General features: G+C 66.9%; 13 protein-coding genes. 11 read left to right on the plus strand and 2 right to left on the minus strand.

Going from position 1 to position 16,624, the window contains the following annotated elements:
- Window positions 1-3: 3 nt before the first annotated feature.
- Window positions 4-2,790 (minus strand): FtsX-like permease family protein, encoded by a 2,787-nt coding sequence (locus tag RWX87_RS02665; RefSeq protein ID WP_314686633.1) that lies wholly within the window; start codon window positions 2,788-2,790, stop codon window positions 4-6.
- Entirely contained in the window at window positions 2,787-3,614 is an 828-nt protein-coding gene (locus tag RWX87_RS02670; RefSeq protein WP_314686635.1) for an ABC transporter ATP-binding protein, read from the minus strand. Before RWX87_RS02670 ends, RWX87_RS02665 begins: the two co-directional genes overlap by 4 nt.
- Before the next feature lie 482 nt (window positions 3,615-4,096).
- Between RWX87_RS02670 and RWX87_RS02675 the strand changes: the two genes are divergently transcribed.
- The 11 genes from RWX87_RS02675 to RWX87_RS02725 form a co-directional block, all read left to right on the plus strand.
- On the plus strand, window positions 4,097-5,089 hold the full coding sequence (locus tag RWX87_RS02675; RefSeq protein ID WP_399552276.1) for a tyrosine recombinase XerC: 993 nt from the start codon (window positions 4,097-4,099) through the stop codon (window positions 5,087-5,089).
- Between the two features lie 332 nt (window positions 5,090-5,421).
- Window positions 5,422-7,059, plus strand: coding sequence for an ABC transporter substrate-binding protein (locus RWX87_RS02680; RefSeq protein WP_314686642.1), 1,638 nt, complete (start codon window positions 5,422-5,424; stop codon window positions 7,057-7,059).
- Window positions 7,060-7,436: 377 nt separating this feature from the next.
- Window positions 7,437-8,363, plus strand: coding sequence for an ABC transporter permease (locus tag RWX87_RS02685; RefSeq protein ID WP_314686646.1), 927 nt, complete (start codon window positions 7,437-7,439; stop codon window positions 8,361-8,363).
- 13 nt (window positions 8,364-8,376) lie between these two features.
- The gene (locus RWX87_RS02690) at window positions 8,377-9,396 is read left to right on the plus strand and encodes an ABC transporter permease (protein WP_399552277.1); all 1,020 of its coding nucleotides are present in this window, start codon (window positions 8,377-8,379) and stop codon (window positions 9,394-9,396) included.
- A 17-nt stretch (window positions 9,397-9,413) separates the two neighbouring features.
- Window positions 9,414-11,429 carry a dipeptide ABC transporter ATP-binding protein gene (locus tag RWX87_RS02695; protein WP_399552278.1) on the plus strand — a complete coding sequence of 672 codons (2,016 nt, stop codon included), beginning with the start codon at window positions 9,414-9,416 and terminating at the stop codon, window positions 11,427-11,429.
- Window positions 11,429-12,289, plus strand: coding sequence for an exodeoxyribonuclease III (locus RWX87_RS02700; RefSeq protein WP_314686651.1), 861 nt, complete (start codon window positions 11,429-11,431; stop codon window positions 12,287-12,289). The genes RWX87_RS02695 and RWX87_RS02700 overlap by 1 nt, the downstream gene beginning before the upstream one ends.
- Window positions 12,290-12,388: 99 nt before the next feature.
- Entirely contained in the window at window positions 12,389-13,351 is a 963-nt protein-coding gene (locus tag RWX87_RS02705) for a DUF3710 domain-containing protein (RefSeq protein WP_314686654.1), read from the plus strand.
- A gap of 8 nt (window positions 13,352-13,359) precedes the next feature.
- On the plus strand, window positions 13,360-14,043 hold the full coding sequence (locus RWX87_RS02710; protein ID WP_314686656.1) for a DUF3159 domain-containing protein: 684 nt from the start codon (window positions 13,360-13,362) through the stop codon (window positions 14,041-14,043).
- A gap of 106 nt (window positions 14,044-14,149) precedes the next feature.
- Window positions 14,150-15,508 (plus strand): TRAM domain-containing protein, encoded by a 1,359-nt coding sequence (locus RWX87_RS02715; RefSeq protein WP_314686657.1) that lies wholly within the window; start codon window positions 14,150-14,152, stop codon window positions 15,506-15,508.
- Window positions 15,509-15,611: 103 nt separating this feature from the next.
- Window positions 15,612-16,196 carry a GNAT family N-acetyltransferase gene (locus RWX87_RS02720; RefSeq protein ID WP_314686659.1) on the plus strand — a complete coding sequence of 195 codons (585 nt, stop codon included), beginning with the start codon at window positions 15,612-15,614 and terminating at the stop codon, window positions 16,194-16,196.
- A 235-nt stretch (window positions 16,197-16,431) separates the two neighbouring features.
- The coding region (locus tag RWX87_RS02725) for a hypothetical protein (protein WP_314686661.1) at window positions 16,432-16,624 on the plus strand (193 nt) is incomplete at its 3' end.

Below are 16,624 nucleotides of genomic sequence, written 5' to 3' on the forward strand. Positions count from 1 at the left end.
CTCCTATTCGCTGGCCACGGCGTCGAGCACGGGCTTGCGAAGCGCGCGGCTGGCGGGAGAGACGCTGGCGAGAAGACCGACGAGGATGGAGACGAGGAGGAATCCGATCAGCTGCGCCCAGGGTATGGTGAGGTTCTCCAGACCCTGCGAGGCGTACACCTGTCGGATGACCGCGCCCGCGGCCACTCCGGTGGCCAGTCCCAGAAGCGTTCCGAACACCGAGATGATGGCCGCCTCGATCCCTAGCATCCCGCGGATCTGCGCGCGGGAGGTGCCGATGGCTCGCAGCAGACCGATCTCCCGCGTGCGTTCGGAGACGTTCAGCGCCAGCGTGTTGACGATGCCGAAGATGGCGATGAGGATCGACAGCGCCAGCAGGGCGTAGAGGATGAGCAGCATCTGGTCGATGGAGGCGCTGATCGCCGACTTGTAGTCGTCGTGGTTCATCACGGTGACCACGTAGTAGGGGCGCACGGCCTTGAGCAGGCGCTTTTTGAGGGTCGGGAGATCCTGCCCCTTCGCCGCGCTCACAAAGACGTCGACGACGATTCTGGCCCGCGAGTCGATGAAGCCGTCGGCGGTGGAATCACCGATGACGACGGTGCTGCGGTAGGCCGCGTTGTCGATGATGGCCCCGATGCGCAGCGTGCGGCTTCCCGACGTGACGGGTGTCGTGGACTCCGTTGCTGAGGAGGAGGAGTTTGTCGACTCCGCCGCCGAATCCTGTGCGGAGGTCGCCGACGAGGATGTCGTCGCTGATGCGCCCGAGGCCGTCGCGGAGGACGTCAGAGCGGAGGCCGAGAACGTGACCTTCACCTTGTCTCCGACCTTCCAGCCGCGGTTCGTGGCGACGGTGCTGCCGACGACGAGCTGTCCCTCGTCGAGGGCGGTACGCGGGTCGCCTGCCGTCGCCGTGGCCGCGAAGGCCTTGGTGAACAGCGTGGATCTGGCGACGAGCACCGTCGTCGACGCTGAGGTGGACCTGTCCCCGAAGGTGACGCCGGTGGCCACGCTTGCGGTGGTCACGGAGCCCACGCCTTTGGTCTTCTCGACCGCCTTGATGGCTCCGTCCGGGATCCTGCCGTAGGTCGCGGTGTTCAGCGCGAAGTCGGCTTTGAGCCCGGTGTCGATGAGGGAGGACACGGAGGTCTTAGCCGAGGAGGCGATGACGGCCAGGCAGCTGACGATGGCGATGCCGACGAACAGCGCGGCCGCGGTGTTGGAGGTCCGTCGCCGCGAACGGGACAGGTTGCGGGTCGCCAGGGCTCCCGTGACGCGGAAGATTCTGGACGGCAGCCATCCCAGGGCCATGCCGGCCGGCGTCACCAGCGCGGGGCCGACGACGATGACGCCGAGGATCACCAGCGCGGCGCCCACTCCCAGAGGCCAGCCGGTGGACATCGAGTTCACGGCGCCCCATGGGGTCGGGCCGTCGCCGTCCGCCTCGGCCAGAGCGACGGTGAACGTCCAGCTCGCCGCGCCGAGCACGATCATCGCCGTTCCCAGGACGCCGCGCATCCGCACGGGCCTTTCGGGATTGACCGTCTCGTTCATCGCCTGGATGGGAGGGGCGAAGGCCGCTCGTCGGGCGGGAAGGGCGGCTCCGATGACGGAGACCACCAGACCCACGAGGAAGCCGATCGCCATGTCTCCGGGGGTGGGGTCGGCCGATCCGCTCAGAGGCAGACCGGCATGGGACAGTCCGACCACGATGAGGCGGACCATCCCCCATCCGAGGCCGATGCCGATGCCCGAGCCGACCACGCCGAGCGCCAGCGCCTGGACGATGACGGTCGAGAAGACCTGTGCGGGGGAGGCTCCGATGGAGCGCAGCAGGGCGTAGCCGCGCATGGACTCGCGCACGATCATCGAGAAGGTGTTGGCGATGATGAAGGAGCCGACGAAAAGCGCGATGACCGCGAAGATGAGGATCAGCGGCTGGACGAATCCCAGCTGCTCCTGGGTGGTTTTCGTCGACTCGTCACGCATTTCGTCGCCGGTGATGGCATGGGCCTTTGATCCTGCCGGGAGCGCCGCGTTGATGCGGTCGGCCAGTCTCTGCTGGGCGGCCGCATCCAGCGGCGTGCTCAGGCTTCCGTAGACCCCTATCGAGGAGGTGGTCGTCGACGTCGTCGAGGTCAGCGACTGGTAGTGCCTCAGCAGGGATGGGGATATGCCGAGGATGATGGCGCCGGCCTGGGTGGAGTCCGTCGAGAAGACGCCGACGACGCGCATGGTCCGAGGTCCGTCGGAGAACACGACGGTTGTCGTGTCGCCCACCGACAGCCCCGACTTCTCCGCGGCATAGGAGTGCAGGGCGATCTCGTCGTCGCCGCTTGGTTCATGCCCGGAGGTGAAATGCGCCGAGCGCCAGGGTTTGGACGACCCCATGGCGATGGCCACCGTGGGCGAACCCATGGTGGAGACGGCATCGCCCTGGTGATCGACGAGCACCACCCCGGACAGGGACCCCGTGGCGGAGGCGGAGGCGACGCCGGCGACCTTCCTGATCGTGGTCACGAGATCCGAATCGATGGCGTTGTAGCTGTCCGAGCTTCCGGTCGTCGATGTCGCGGCGGCCGCCGATCCGGTCGAGGAGACCTTCTCCGATCCGCGGACGTACACGTCATGGTCGGCGTTGGTCGCCATCATCTCGGAGACCTGGTTGTCGAGCATCTGGCGGAAGCAGAAGGATCCGACGACGAAGGCCACGCCGAGGGCGATGGCCACGATCGACATGACGAATCGGCCGAAATGGCCGCGTGCGTCGCGCAGGCCGATGCGGATCACGAGCGGCCTCCGTCCGTGGGGTCGGCCGGGTCGGAGTCGCCGGCGAACACCTCGAGGATGCGCTCGTAGCTGGGGTCGCGGAGGTCCTCGGTGATGCTGCCGTCCGCGAGCACGAGCACCCGGGTGGCGTAGGAGGCCGCCCGGGGGTCGTGCGTGACCATGACGATGCTCTGACCGTAGTCCTCCACGCTATGACGCAGGAAGCGCAGCACGTCGCGGCTGGAACGGGAATCGAGGTTGCCGGTGGGCTCGTCGGCGAAGATCACGGTGGGACGAGACATGAGGGCCCGGGCGCAGGCGACGCGCTGCTGCTGTCCGCCGGACAGCTGGCTGGGGCGATGGTCGAGGCGGTTCTCCAGACCCACGACGCGGACGACGTGGTCGAACCAGTCGCGGTCGATGGGACGACGGGCGATCTGGAGGGGCAGAAGGATGTTCTCCTTCGCCGTGAGGGTGGGAACGAGATTGAAGGACTGGAAGATGAAGCCGATGCGCTCGCGGCGCAGACGCGTGAGCTGCCTCTGGCCCATGGAGGAGACCTCGAGCCCCTGGACGAACACCTTGCCGGAGGTGGGCGTGTCCAGTCCGGCCATGCAGTGCATCAAGGTGGACTTGCCGGAGCCCGAGGGACCCATGATCGCCGTGAGACCTCCGCGTTCGAAGTCCACGCTGACATGGTCGAGGGCGATCACGGCGGTGTCGCCGGTGCCATAGGACTTCGTCAGGTCGACGGCCCTGGCGACGATGGGCGACCCCTCGTCAGCCGCATCCGGGACGGGAGCCGCGGATGGACCGGCGACGTTTGCGGGAGGTCGGGATTCCATGTCATGCGATGCGGCGGAGAGGGGCGCGTCCAGGGAGGGACGTCCGGATCCGGATTCGCCTTCCTCCTTCAAAGATGAACCTGTTCTCTGCTGTGCGTGTCGGGCCATGTGCGCGTCCTTCCTGTTGTGCGTCGCATTCCGGTTGGCCGGGGAGCGCTGGTGGGTGGGTGTCCGTGTCGACGCGCCAGACATCGGTGGTCATCCTGCGCGTGTGGTTGCTCCTCGCCGCGTATCCTGCCGCGTGCCGTCTTTCGGTGAAGGACTTCGGAAGGTCGGTGGGCGGCCTTGGTCCGTGGTCGCCGGAAGGGATTCCGCCCGGCGTGTCGGTTCGCTCCGTCACACGTCATCCTATCGCTCGTCCTCGTCTCGTAGGTTGCCCCCCCTCCGCCCTCTCGTCGAGTTCTGGTTGCGTCGGCGTGGACCCATACGACAGAGGGTCGTAGAGTCGACGGGAGAGGATGGTTCGTGGGAGGCTGAGGCGTATGGCCGTGGGCGATCGTGGAACTCTGCTGGGGGCGTATCTGTCCTGGCTGTCATCCAACCGGGGGCTGAGCGGGAACACTCGGCGTGCCTATGGGACGGACATCCGGTCCTGCCTGGAGGTGCTGGGTGTCGAGAACACCGCGGATCTGTCACGGGTCCGCATCGACGACCTCAGGGCCTGGATGGCACGGGTCTCGCCGGGCAGGTCGAGGGCCACCATGGCCCGTCGCGTCGTCGCCGTCAGGGGTTTCTTCGCATGGGCCGCATCGCATGGGGTGCTGCAATACGATCCGGCGGCGGGACTGATGACCCCGCGCATTCCCGTCGATCTGCCCGTCGTCCTGACCCATGCGCAGGCGGAACGGATGATGGACGCGGCCGATGACGCCGCCGGCGAGGGCCGGGCCTCGCCGGCGGGGGAGAACGGTCGTCGCGAATCCGCCCCGTCCCCGCTTCGGGGAGGCGGGCCGGGTTCCGCCGCCGACAGGGCCCTCGCGCTGCGGGATGCGGCCATCGTCGAGTTGCTGTACGCGTCGGGCATGCGCGTGGCGGAGCTCGTCGGCCTGGACGTGCCGGACGTCGATATGGGGCAGCGTCTCGCCCGGGTGACGGGCAAGGGGAACAGGCAGCGCATGGTCCCCTTCGGGGCCCCCGCCGCGGCCACGCTCGACGGATGGCTGTCTCGCGGCCGCGTGCTGATCGCCGGCACGGGATCCGCTGAGGCGATGTTCCTGGGCGCCCGTGGAGGGCGCATCGATCAGCGCGTCGTCCGTCGCATCGTGCATGACGCCGCGCGTCGGGCCGGAGTCCCGGACGTCGGCCCGCATGCGCTGCGCCACAGCGCGGCCACCCATATGCTTGACGGGGGAGCCGACCTGCGCGAGGTGCAGGAGCTTCTCGGCCATTCCTCCCTGACGACGACGCAGCGGTACACGCATGTGTCCATGGAGGCCGCACGCCGCCGTTACGACCAGGCGTTCCCGAGAGCCTGAGAAGGCCATCATTGTAATCCCCAGAGGAGATTCTCGACATCCGTTCCTCTCTGATCTCAATGTCTTCTTGCTCACATTCCGGCTGTGCTCATCGTGGCGGCGGCTTCCGGGTGGGATGGTCGAAGACGCTGTCCCTTCGCGTGATTGTCGCGCGCGGCTCCGGCTCCGCCACGGGGGGATTGCCCTCCGTCAGACGTGGAGACGACGACCCGTCATCTCCGGAGTGCTTCAGGGCGCGTATCATGACTGCGAACCGACGGGGTCGGCGGTTGGAGAGCCGCGGAACCCATCACGGAGGGATGCCGTCCTTCCGGTCGAGAGAGAGGAAGTCCATGAGAAAAACGAAATTGCTTGCCGCGGCGGCCGTCGTCTGCACGATGGCCATGGCATTGAGCGCATGCGGTGGCGGGTCGTCCTCGTCATCATCGTCGAGCGACAGCGACATCATCACCGCCTACGCTTCCGAGCCGCAGAACCCCCTCGTCCCCGGCAACACGAACGAAACCGGTGGCGGCAAGCCCGGTGATCTTCTGTTCGCCCGCCTGGTGTCCTTCGACGCCAAGGGCAATGCCTCGAACGAGGTGGCCAAGTCCATCACCCCGAACTCCGACTCGAGCGAATACACGATCACCCTCAAGTCCGGCTGGAAGTTCACGGATGGCACGCCCGTGACCGCCAAATCCTTCACCAAGGCGTGGAGCTACGTCGCCAACGCCAAGAACGCCCAGCTGTGCTCCTCGTTCTTCTCCACGATCAAAGGCTATGACGCGCTGCAGGACACCAAGAACCTCAAGGGCACCGAGCAGCTGTCCGGTCTGAAGGTCGTCAACGACCACACCTTCACCGTCACCATGGCCCAGCCCGACGCGACCTTCCCGATCAAGGTCGGCTATCTCGCCTTCGCGCCCCTGCCCGAGTCCTTCTACAAGGATCCCAAGGCCTTCGGTCAGAAGCCCGTCGGCGATGGCCCGTACAAGTTCGAAAGCTGGACGCACAACTCCGAGATCAAGCTCGTGAAGAACCCCGACTACCACGGCAACGACGTGGCCAAGAACGCCGGAATCACCTTCAAGATCTACACCGATGACGAGGCGGCCTACGCCGACATCCAGGCGGGCAACCTCGACGTGATGGAGACCGTCCCGGCCTCCGCGACGAAGACCTTCGAGACGGACTCCACCGTGCAGGCCTACAACAAGGCCGGCTCGGTCATCCAGACCTTCACGATCCCCTCGTCGCTCGAGCATTTCAAGACGGACACCAAGGAGGGACAGCTGCGCCGGCAGGCCATCTCCATGGCCATCAACCGCAAGGCCATCACCACCAAGGTGCTGAACGGCGTCGCGACGCCGGCGGTCGAGTTCACCTCGCCGCTGACCCCCGGCTACTCCAAGAGCATCCCCGGCAACGACAACCTCACATACAACCCCACCAAGGCCAAGAAGCTGTGGGCCGAGGCCAACGCCATCTCGAAGTACACGGGAACGCTGACCTTCTCCTACAACGCCGACGGCGGGTCCAAGCCCATCTACGAGGCCGTCGTCAATCAGCTGAAGAACAATCTGGGCATCAGCGCCGCCACGAACCCCATCGCCACCTTCCAGGAGTTCCGTGACGCCATCACCAAGCGTCAGATGACCGGAGCCTTCCGCACCGGCTGGCAGCCCGACTACCCGTCCGCCGAGGACTATCTCTTCCAGCTCTACGATTCGGCGGCCGGCAACGGCAACGGATCGAACGACGGCGACTACAGCAACGCCAAGTTCGATGCGCTGATGACCAAGGCCTACGCGGCGAAGACCACGGCTGCGGCCAACAAGATCTACCAGCAGTCCCAGGAGATCCTGCTCAACGATCTGCCCGCCATCCCGCTCTACTACTCCAACGCCGACGGCGTAGCGGCGATCGGGGTGAAGGGCTTCGAGATGGACTGGCAGAATCTGCCGGTGTACACCAACCTCACGAAGTGAGGCATGACGCCTCCTGACGGTCGCGCATGACCGGCGGCCGTCACCAGGGCGATCGTGCCCGGGGCCCGGACGGGATTCGTCCGGGCCCCTCTTCATGCCAGGCATCGTGATCGCGCCGAGGATCCCCAGGGGTCGCCGCCGGCACCTCGGCGGAGGAGCGGCATCGGACGTCCTTGGTGATTCCGTCGTCCGCAGGTCGCGGATGACGCACCTTTGACTGTGGCGGGAATGAAAAGACGAACATCGGAGAGTGGCGGTCCCGGGCATCGTCCGGGCGGTGTCTCTCTCGCATCGGTGGGGTACACTGTCGTGACGAACGGGCCGCACCCCGCGCTTCGCGCGCCGTAGCAGGACTCGACGCCGGGGGAAGGAGAGAGATGGGCAAGTACCTTCTACGAAGGGTTCTGCAGATGATACCCGTGGTGCTGGGAACCACGCTGCTCGTCTACGCACTCGTCTTCGCCCTTCCGGGCGACCCCGTCAAGGCGATGTTCGGGGACAGACCGGTGAACCAGGCCGTCGCCGCCCAGATACGGGCCGAATACAATCTGGACAAGCCCTTCATCATCCAGTATCTGCTCTTCCTCCGCAACGCCCTCACCCTGGATTTCGGGCAGACCTTCTCCGGTCAGTCCGTCATCGCCGAGATCGGCAGGGCGTTCCCCGTCACCATCAGGCTGGCCCTGATGGCCTTCGTCTTCGAGGGCATCTTCGGCATCGTCTTCGGCGTCATCGCCGGACTCAAGAAGGGCAAGTGGTACGACACCGTCATCCTCGTCGTCTCGCTGCTGCTCATCTCCGTGCCCACCTTCGTCACCGGCTTCCTCGGCCAGTACTTCCTGGGAGTCAAGTGGCGTATCCTCCCCGTCACGGCGGGCAGCGACCCCGGCTTCCTCGACCTTCTCATGCCGGCGATGGTGCTCGGCTCGGTGTCCATGGCCTACATAATCCGGCTGACCCGCTCGGAGGTCTCCTCGAACCTCTCCGAGGACTACGTGCGCACCGCCCGCGCCAAGGGCATGAGCGGCTCCTCCGTGTTGATGAGGCATGTGCTTCGCAACTCCCTCATCCCCGTCGTCACCTACCTCGGGCAGGACCTCGGCGCGCTGATGGGCGGCGCGATGATCACCGAGACGATCTTCAACATCCATGGCGTCGGCTTCCTCACCTATCAGAGCATCCTCAAGGGCGAGGGCAACATGGTGGTCTCCATCGTCACCCTGCTCATGCTCGTGTTCGTCGTGTCCAATCTGCTTGTCGATCTGCTCTACGCGGCCCTTGACCCGCGCATCCGCTACGCGTGAAGGGAGAACGCCGATGACGCCAGACATCCCCACCGGAAACCAGAAGGACAGGACGGCGATAACGGCCGCCGTTCCCGCCGAGACCTCGCCGTCGGCGCCCCTGCCGGGCCAGGAGCGCTATGTCGCCCCCGTGGACGAGACGCCTCTGCAGGCGGTCGACTCCCTCGACGAGTCGGCTCCCGCGACGAACATGTGGGCCTCCGCATCGCGGACGCTGCGGCGCAACCCGCTGTTCATCGTCTCGGCGCTGCTCATCCTCGTCATCCTGGTCGTGGCGCTGTTCCCTGGCCTGTTCACCCGGCAGGACCCCAACTACTGCAATCTCGACAGGTCGCTGGACCCCGGCTCCGCCGGGCATCCCTTCGGATTCGACCTTCAGGGCTGCGATATCTACACGCGAGTCGTCTATGGCACGCGCACGTCGCTGAGCGTCGGCGTGCTGGCTACCCTCCTCGTCGTGATCATCGGATCGCTTGTCGGTGCCGTCGCCGGCTTCTTCGGGGGATGGGTCGATGCCGTGCTCAGCCGGCTTACGGACATCTTCCTCGCCCTGCCCATCCTGCTCGGTGCCATCGTCGTGCTGCAGATGTTCCGCACCAACGGGTCCATCTGGAAGATCATCCTCGTCATGGCCCTTTTCGGGTGGGTGTCGGTGGCGAGAATCGCGCGCGGCGCCGTCATGGAGGCCAAGAACCTCGAATTCAACACGGCGTCCACCGCGCTCGGCTCCACGCCGATGCGTAACCTGTTCCGGCATATAATCCCCAATTCGCTGGCGCCCATCATCGTCGTGGGCACGACCTCGCTGGGCTCCTACATCGTTCTTGAGGCGACCCTGAGCTTCCTCGGCATCGGACTGCCGACGACGACGGTGAGCTGGGGAGGCGACATCTCCAACGCCCAGTCGATGCTGCGCACCGACCCGATGGTGCTGTTCTATCCGTCGGTGGCGCTGGCGATCACGGTGCTGGCCTTCATCATGATGGGCGACGCCGTCAAGGACGCCCTTGATCCCAAGAGCCGCACCGCATGAGCAGGCAGGAGAACACGATGGACGGCATGGATGCCAACGGGCGGCCCGCGGGACCGCAGCGCGACGGGAGACCGCTTCTGGCGGTGAAGAACCTGCAGGTGGATTTCACCGGTGAGGACGGCCGGCCGGTCCACGCCGTGCGTGACGCCTCGTTCAGCGTCTACCCCGGCCAGTGGGTGGCCATCGTGGGAGAGTCGGGATCGGGGAAATCCACCTCCGCGATGGCCGTTCTGGGCCTCCTGCCGGGAACCGGACACGTCGTCGGAGGGTCCATCGACTTCGAAGGCCATGAGCTCGTCGGCCTGAAGGACCGTGACTTTCACGGTCTTCGCGGACGGCGCATGGGTCTGGTCCCCCAGGACCCCATGAGCAACCTCAACCCCGTGTGGAGAATCGGCACGCAGGTGGGGGAGGCTCTCCGGGCCAACGGGATGGACGTCGCCCACGAGAAGCGCTCGGAGCTGGCTCGTGCGCTGTCCGCCCGGGACGCGGAAGCGGTTGACGCCGTGGATGAGGGCGACGAGACGTTCCTTGGGTCTCGCGGGCTTCCCGCTCTCCTTGACGAGGTCCGTGCCGCTTTGCCGGAGGCCGGGGTGCCGGATGCGGACGCCCGGATCGCGGATTTCACGGAGTCCTGGACTCCCGGGGCGTCGACCCGCGTCCAAATTGCGCAGGACCTCGAAAAGGTCGGGGTACCGAAGGCGAAGGCTCATGACATCGCCGAACGGCATGTGACCGGCTCGACCATGAACGACCGCGTCGCCGGCCTGCTCGCCGAGGCGGGCCTTCCCGACGCCGCGACCCGTGCCCGTCAGTTCCCGCACGAGTTCTCCGGAGGCATGCGCCAGAGGGCGCTTATCGCCATCGGACTGGCCTGCCGTCCCGACCTTCTCATCGCGGATGAGCCCACCTCGGCCCTCGACGTCACCGTCCAGAAGCGCATCCTCGACCATCTGCACGCCCTCACCGATTCGATGGGCACCGCCGTGCTGTTCATCACGCACGATCTGGGGCTGGCGGCGGAGAGGGCGCAGCATATCGTCGTCATGTACCGCGGCCGCGTGGTCGAGTCGGGCCCCTCCCTCGAGGTTCTTCAGCATCCGCAGCATCCCTACACCCGGCGTCTGGTCGCCGCGGCGCCATCCCTCGCCTCCCAGCGCATCATCTCGGTGCGAAGCCGAGGCGGGGACGCCAGCGCGCTGCTTGAGCATCACGTCGCCGATGATGCCGACCTGGCGCGCCGAGGGCCGATCATCGAGGTCGAGCATCTGGTCCGCGAGTTCCGTCTGCCTCGGCGCAGGGAGATGTTCCGCGCGGTGGACGACGTCTCGTTCGGGCTGAGGCGCGGCACCACCCTGGCTCTTGTGGGGGAGTCCGGCTCCGGCAAGTCCACTGTCGCCAACATGGTCCTGCGGCTTCTTCGGCCGACCTCCGGGACCGTGCGCTACGAAGGCCATGACATCGGCGAGTTCTCGGGGGCCACCCTGCTCGACTTCCGCCGGCATGTCCAGCCGGTGTTCCAGAACCCCTATGGCTCCCTCGACCCCATGTACTCGATCTACCGGGCCATCGAGGAGCCTCTGCGGATCCATCGCATCGGCACGCGGCGCAGCCGGGTGGCCCGCGTGCGCGAGCTGCTCGACATGGTCGAGATTCCCCAGTCCGTCATGGGGCGCTATCCCAACGAGCTGTCCGGCGGCCAGCGGCAGCGCATCGCCATCGCCCGCGCCATGGCCCTCGACCCCGACGTGATCGTCTGCGACGAGGCCGTGTCCGCCCTCGACGTGCTCGTGCAGGACCAGGTCCTGCGTCTGCTCAACGATCTGCAGGCGGAGAAGGGCCTGAGTTATCTGTTCATCACCCATGACCTGGCGGTGGTCCGGCAGATCGCCGACGAGGTCGTCGTCATGCAGAAGGGGCGGCTCGTCGAGCACGCCACCACGGACGAGGTGTTCGACCATCCACGGCGGCAGTACACCCGCGACCTGCTGGCGGCGATTCCCGGAGGAAGCCTGAAGCTGGGGATCGACTGATGTCGATCACCATCACCACCTCCAACGTCAATGGTCTGAGGGCGGCCGACCGCAAGGGCATCGGGGAATGGGCGAAGGGCCATGCTCCGGACGTGTGGTGCCTGCAGGAGGTGCGCGCTCCGCAGCCCGACGTCGACCGGATCGTCGGTGCGCTGGGCTTCGACTACGCCCAGTCCGGACGCATCGCCGACCCCACGGGGCTGGCCTCCATGAACGAGGTGTGCCGGATCAGGGGACGCGCGGGTGTGGCTCTGCTCACCACCCTCCCCGTCGTCGGGCGCCGCTACGGTCTTCCCGGTCTCGGGGAGGACGTGGACACCGGTCGTTGGATCGAGGCGGATCTGCGCACGCCGACGGGTGCCGTCATCACCGTGGTCTGCGTGTACGTCCACGCCGGCAACGCCGACGACCCCGTGAAGATGGGGCAGAAGTACCGCTTCCTCGAGGCCATGCTCGCACGACTCGGACAGCTGCGCGACCAGGCGGCCTCGGATGGCCCTCAGGTCGTGCTCTGCGGGGACTTCAACATCGCCCACACCCCGCTGGACATCAAGAACGCCAAGGCCAACGAGAAGCATTCGGGGTTCCTGCCGCAGGAGCGCGCCTACGTCGACCGCTGGCTCGACGAGTATGGGCTCGTCGACGTGGTTCGCGGTCTTGCCGGAGAGGTGCAGGGCCCCTACACCTGGTGGAGCCAGCGCGGACGGGCCTTCGACAACGACGTCGGCTGGAGGATCGACTACCAGTTCGCGACCCCGAGGCTTGCCCGGGCGGCGCAGGGCTTCGCCATCGACAAGGCGCCGAGCTACGAGGCTCGCTGGTCCGACCATGCCCCGCTCAGCGTCACCTACGACCTCTAGGCGTGCGTGCCGCGCGAAGCGTGTCTTCCGGGATCCACGGACCGCCGCATGCGCGGGTGCTAGGCTGGTTCCGATCGCAGACCGCGGAAACGAGGCATCATGGCATGGTGGAAATTCGGTAGGAAGACGCATGACGGCGTTGACCCGACCGAGGATGACGAGGACCGCGACGACGCGCAGGAGGAGTCCGAGGCCGAGGCGTCGGATTCCGCGTCGGACCTCGACGGAAAACCGGAGACCGTGTTTTCCGACGAGGAGGATGACGAGGGGTCCGAGGACGACGAGGACGACCTCCTTTCCGATGAGGACGTCGATGAGGACGGCCAGGACGATCCCTTCCCCGTCGAGCCAAGCGAGGAATATGAGGACCGCGGCGACCTCTATGGGCCGTGGGACCTCGACGAGGAGAACGCTCCGGACGACGGGGAGTATCTCGACCTCGGAGGCTATCTGCTTCCCGTCCTTCCCGGCATGGAGCTTCGCGTGAAGGCCGCACGAGCCACGAAGCAGGTCCTCGGATGCATCGTCACCTTCGGCCGTTCGAGTCTTGAGATCGAGCCGTTCGCTGCCCCCAAAACCCTCGGCCTGTGGGACGACGTGCGCGCCGACCTGCTTGACGGCAACGAGAAGGCCACGGAGCATCCGGGGATATTCGGCATGGAGGTGGCTCTTCCGGTCGGCAACAAGGCGGGACGCACGCTGCACACCCGCATCGTCGGGGTGGACGGCCCGCGCTGGATGCTGCGGGGAATCTTCTCCGGTCCCGCAGCGACGGAATCCGGCGGCGAGGCGGCGGCGCTCAACGGCTTCTTCGCATCGATCATCGTCGTGCGCGGAGAGGATCCGCTGGCACCCCGCGACCTCATCCCCCTGCATGCTCCTCTGACGCCCGAGCAGCGTCGCAAGGCCGAGGAGGATTCGCAGAAGGCGGACGACGAGGACGAGACGAAGGACGACACGCCCTCGATTCCCAAGCGTCCCACCGGACCCTTCGACTCCGACCAGCAGACCGAGGTCAAGTCCACGCTGTCGCGTGGCCCCATGTTCTCGGAAGTCCGGTAGTCCGCCCCATGGCCGAGCGCGAACGACGGGGAATGGCGGCGCTGGCGCAGGCCGGTGACGACGATTTCTCCGTCATACGCGCGATCGGCGGGGTGCGCGGTGTGGCGGAGTCCATCCTTCCCGGGCTTGTCTTCGTCGTGCTGTTCATGGTCACCTCCGATCTGCGGCTCACCATCGTGGCATCGGCGGGGCTTGCCGTCGTCCAGGTGCTGGTCCGACTCCTGCAGCGCCAGTCCGCCATGGGGGCTCTGGGCGGTCTCGTCGCCGTGGTCATCTGCCTGGTATGGGCGTGGAGAAGCAATGACGCCCGCAACTACTACATGCTCGGATTCATGACGAACGCCGTCTATCTCGTGCTTCTGGCCGTCTCGCTTCTCGTCAGGACTCCGGGGATCGGCCTTCTTGTCGAGTTCATCAGAACCACGCCGACAAGCCGCTTCGGGGCGTGGCTGAAGGGCTGGCGTGCCGACCAGGATTTGCGGCGTGCCTACGCAGCCGCCACGGGGCTGTGGATCGGAGTCTTCGCCCTGCGTCTCGCCGTTCAGGTCCCTCTCTACGCCGCCGATCGCGTGGGGTGGCTGGGAACCGCCAGACTGGCCATGGGCCTGCCCTTCTGGGCTCTGGCGATCTGGGCCTCGTATCTCCTCATCGCCACGCCGCTGCATCGTCATCGTCTCGCCGAACGCGGCTAGGCTGGTGGACCAAGGGCTCCGGATTCCCGAGGGGCCGCGAGACGTGGATTCCGGCCAGGCAATCGTGCGATGGCCGGCGGAATCCGACATTCCCAAGGAGACAGGCATGCAAGCAACCGTCCGCATCGAACGCTACGCCGACCAGGGCAGATGCGTGGCTCATATCGACGGACGCGTGGTGTTCGTGCGCTTCGCGCTTCCCGCGGAGCTCGTGACGGTGGAGCTCGACGAACCGCATGAACGCGAGGACAGGTTCTGGACGGGCGAGGTTGTCGCCGTCCAGGAGCCGAACCCCGAGCGTCGCGAACCCGTCTGGCCTCTCGCCGGACCGCTGTCGTCCGGGGGAGGGGTCGGCGGGGCCGACCTCGTCCATGTCAGCCTTCCGGGGCAGCTCGCGTGGAAGGCGGCGACGATTCGCGAGCAGATGACGCGGCTCGGCCATCTCGACCCCGGTCCCGTCACCGTCGAGAGGATGCCCGGGGACGAGGAGAGCCGGGGCCTTCACTGGCGGACGCGCATCGATCTGGTCGCCGATGTGGAGGGCCGTCCCTCCATGCGGCGACGGGGTTCCCACGATCCGGTCGCCGTGGACGACATGCCTCTGGCCACCCGGACCGTTCTGGATGCGGCCCGGGATGCCCACCTGTGGGCCGGAGGGTTCCCTGCGGGGACGCGTCTGCGGGTCGTCGCCGCCGGGACCCCGGGGTCCTCATCCACGGCGTCCTCCTCGTCGCGCCCGGAGTCAGGAGAAGCCGATTCCGTCGGTCCGGATCGTCGCCGTGCCGTCCTCGTCGGCGGGAAGGTCGTCCTCGGGTCGCCGACGATCCGCGAGACCGTCGTTCTCCCTGAGGGATCCTTCGACTACGACGTGTCCGCATCCGGCTTCTGGCAGGTCCACCGTCTGGCGCCGGCCACCCTCGCCGGTCATGTCCTGTCCCTGGTCCGTCGCGCCCTGGACGGCGTCGACAGGGCGGCGGTGTGGGACCTGTACTCCGGTTCGGGTCTGTTCACGCTTCCTCTGGCTGGGTTCGCCGCCGATGATTCACGAGTGCTCGCCATCGAGGGCGTGCGCGAGGCCGCGAAGGACGCTCGGCGCAACCTCGCCGCGGCGGGGCTCGACGACCGGGCCGTCGTGCGCTGCGGTGATGTGGCGCGCGTGCTGCGCGGCGTGGCATCGGGGCATGACCGGGGCATGGGCAGGGCGGAGACGGCCGCGCTCGCCCATCCCGATGTGGTCGTCCTCGACCCGCCGCGTTCCGGCGCCGGTGCCCAGGTATGCCGTGCCATGGCCGCGGCCGGGGCGCGGCACATCGTCTACGTGGCCTGCGATCCGACGAGCCTCGCCCGCGACACGGCGACCATGACGACGCTGGGATACCGGCTCGCCGACATCCACGCCTTCGACCTGTATCCCCTGACCCATCATGTGGAGACGGTGGCCTGGTTCGCGAGGGGTGGGCGCTGATGGCGGCTCCTTTCCGTGACGACCGCGGTCCCCTCTCAGAGGGGTTCTCGTCGTCACGGGACGGGCTCTGACGAGATCGCAGGGAAGAGAGGCCGGACGACATATGCCGTTGTACGAGGACACGCGCAGAGCGCTGACCGTATTCCCCGTGGATTCGGCCAGATGGTCGGACCTCGAGCTGCTCTTCGGGGACAGGGGAGCCTGCGGCGGTTGCTGGTGCATGTACTGGCGCGTCGAAAAAGCGTCGTTCGAATCGGGTAAGGGAGATGCCAACAGAATCGCCCTCAGGGAGCTTGTCATGTCGGGCGAACCTGTGGGTGTGCTGGGGTACAGAGGCGACGTCCCCGTCGGATGGTGCTCGATCGCCCCCCGGAAGGCCTATCCGCGGCTGGAGAGGTCACGAGCCCTCAAACGGGTGGATGATCGTCCGGTCTGGTCGGTCGGCTGTCTTTTCGTGGAGAGGCGTCATCGTCATCAGGGCGTGTCCTCGGAGCTTGTGCAGGGGGCGGTGGAGTATGCACGGGTGAACGGGGCCACGATCATCGAGGCGTACCCCGTCGTGCCACACGGCGACGGCATGCCAGGGGCGTTCCTGTGGACCGGAGTTCCGTCGGCCTACAGGGCGTTGGGCTTTACGGAGGTCGTCAGACGGACCAGAACGAGGCCGGTCATGAGGCTTTTTCTGTAATGGGCCCGTTCCTGACGACGCATCCTGGATGCTCATCGCATGCAGCCGCGGATGCATCGCGCTTCCGATCCTTCCCATCCGTGCGATTTCCGGAGGAAAGACCATGGGAGGTGGTCGCGGATGCGATCCGGCGACGACCACGCCTTCGAACCCGGACTGGTACGGCGCCTGGGCGGAGGACGGTTATGGTGGATTCCATGAGAACGGATTGCCTGACGGCGATGCACGTCGGACCATGGGCGGACTACTCCGCCATCGGGTCTCGTCCATGAGGCGCCTGGGACGTGACGCCCATGCGACGCGCCGCGTCGTCGGCTCCGCACTGCGCGTGCTCATCGAGGCGGTGCCCCTGCTGGTCGTCGTCGCGCTGGCTCTCTCCTTCTCACTGATCCCCGCGCGGGCGCTCGGCGTCGCGGCCGACGGCACCG

The sequence above is a fragment of the uncultured Bifidobacterium sp. genome, assembly GCF_963540075.1.
GTDB lineage: Bacteria > Actinomycetota > Actinomycetes > Actinomycetales > Bifidobacteriaceae > Bifidobacterium.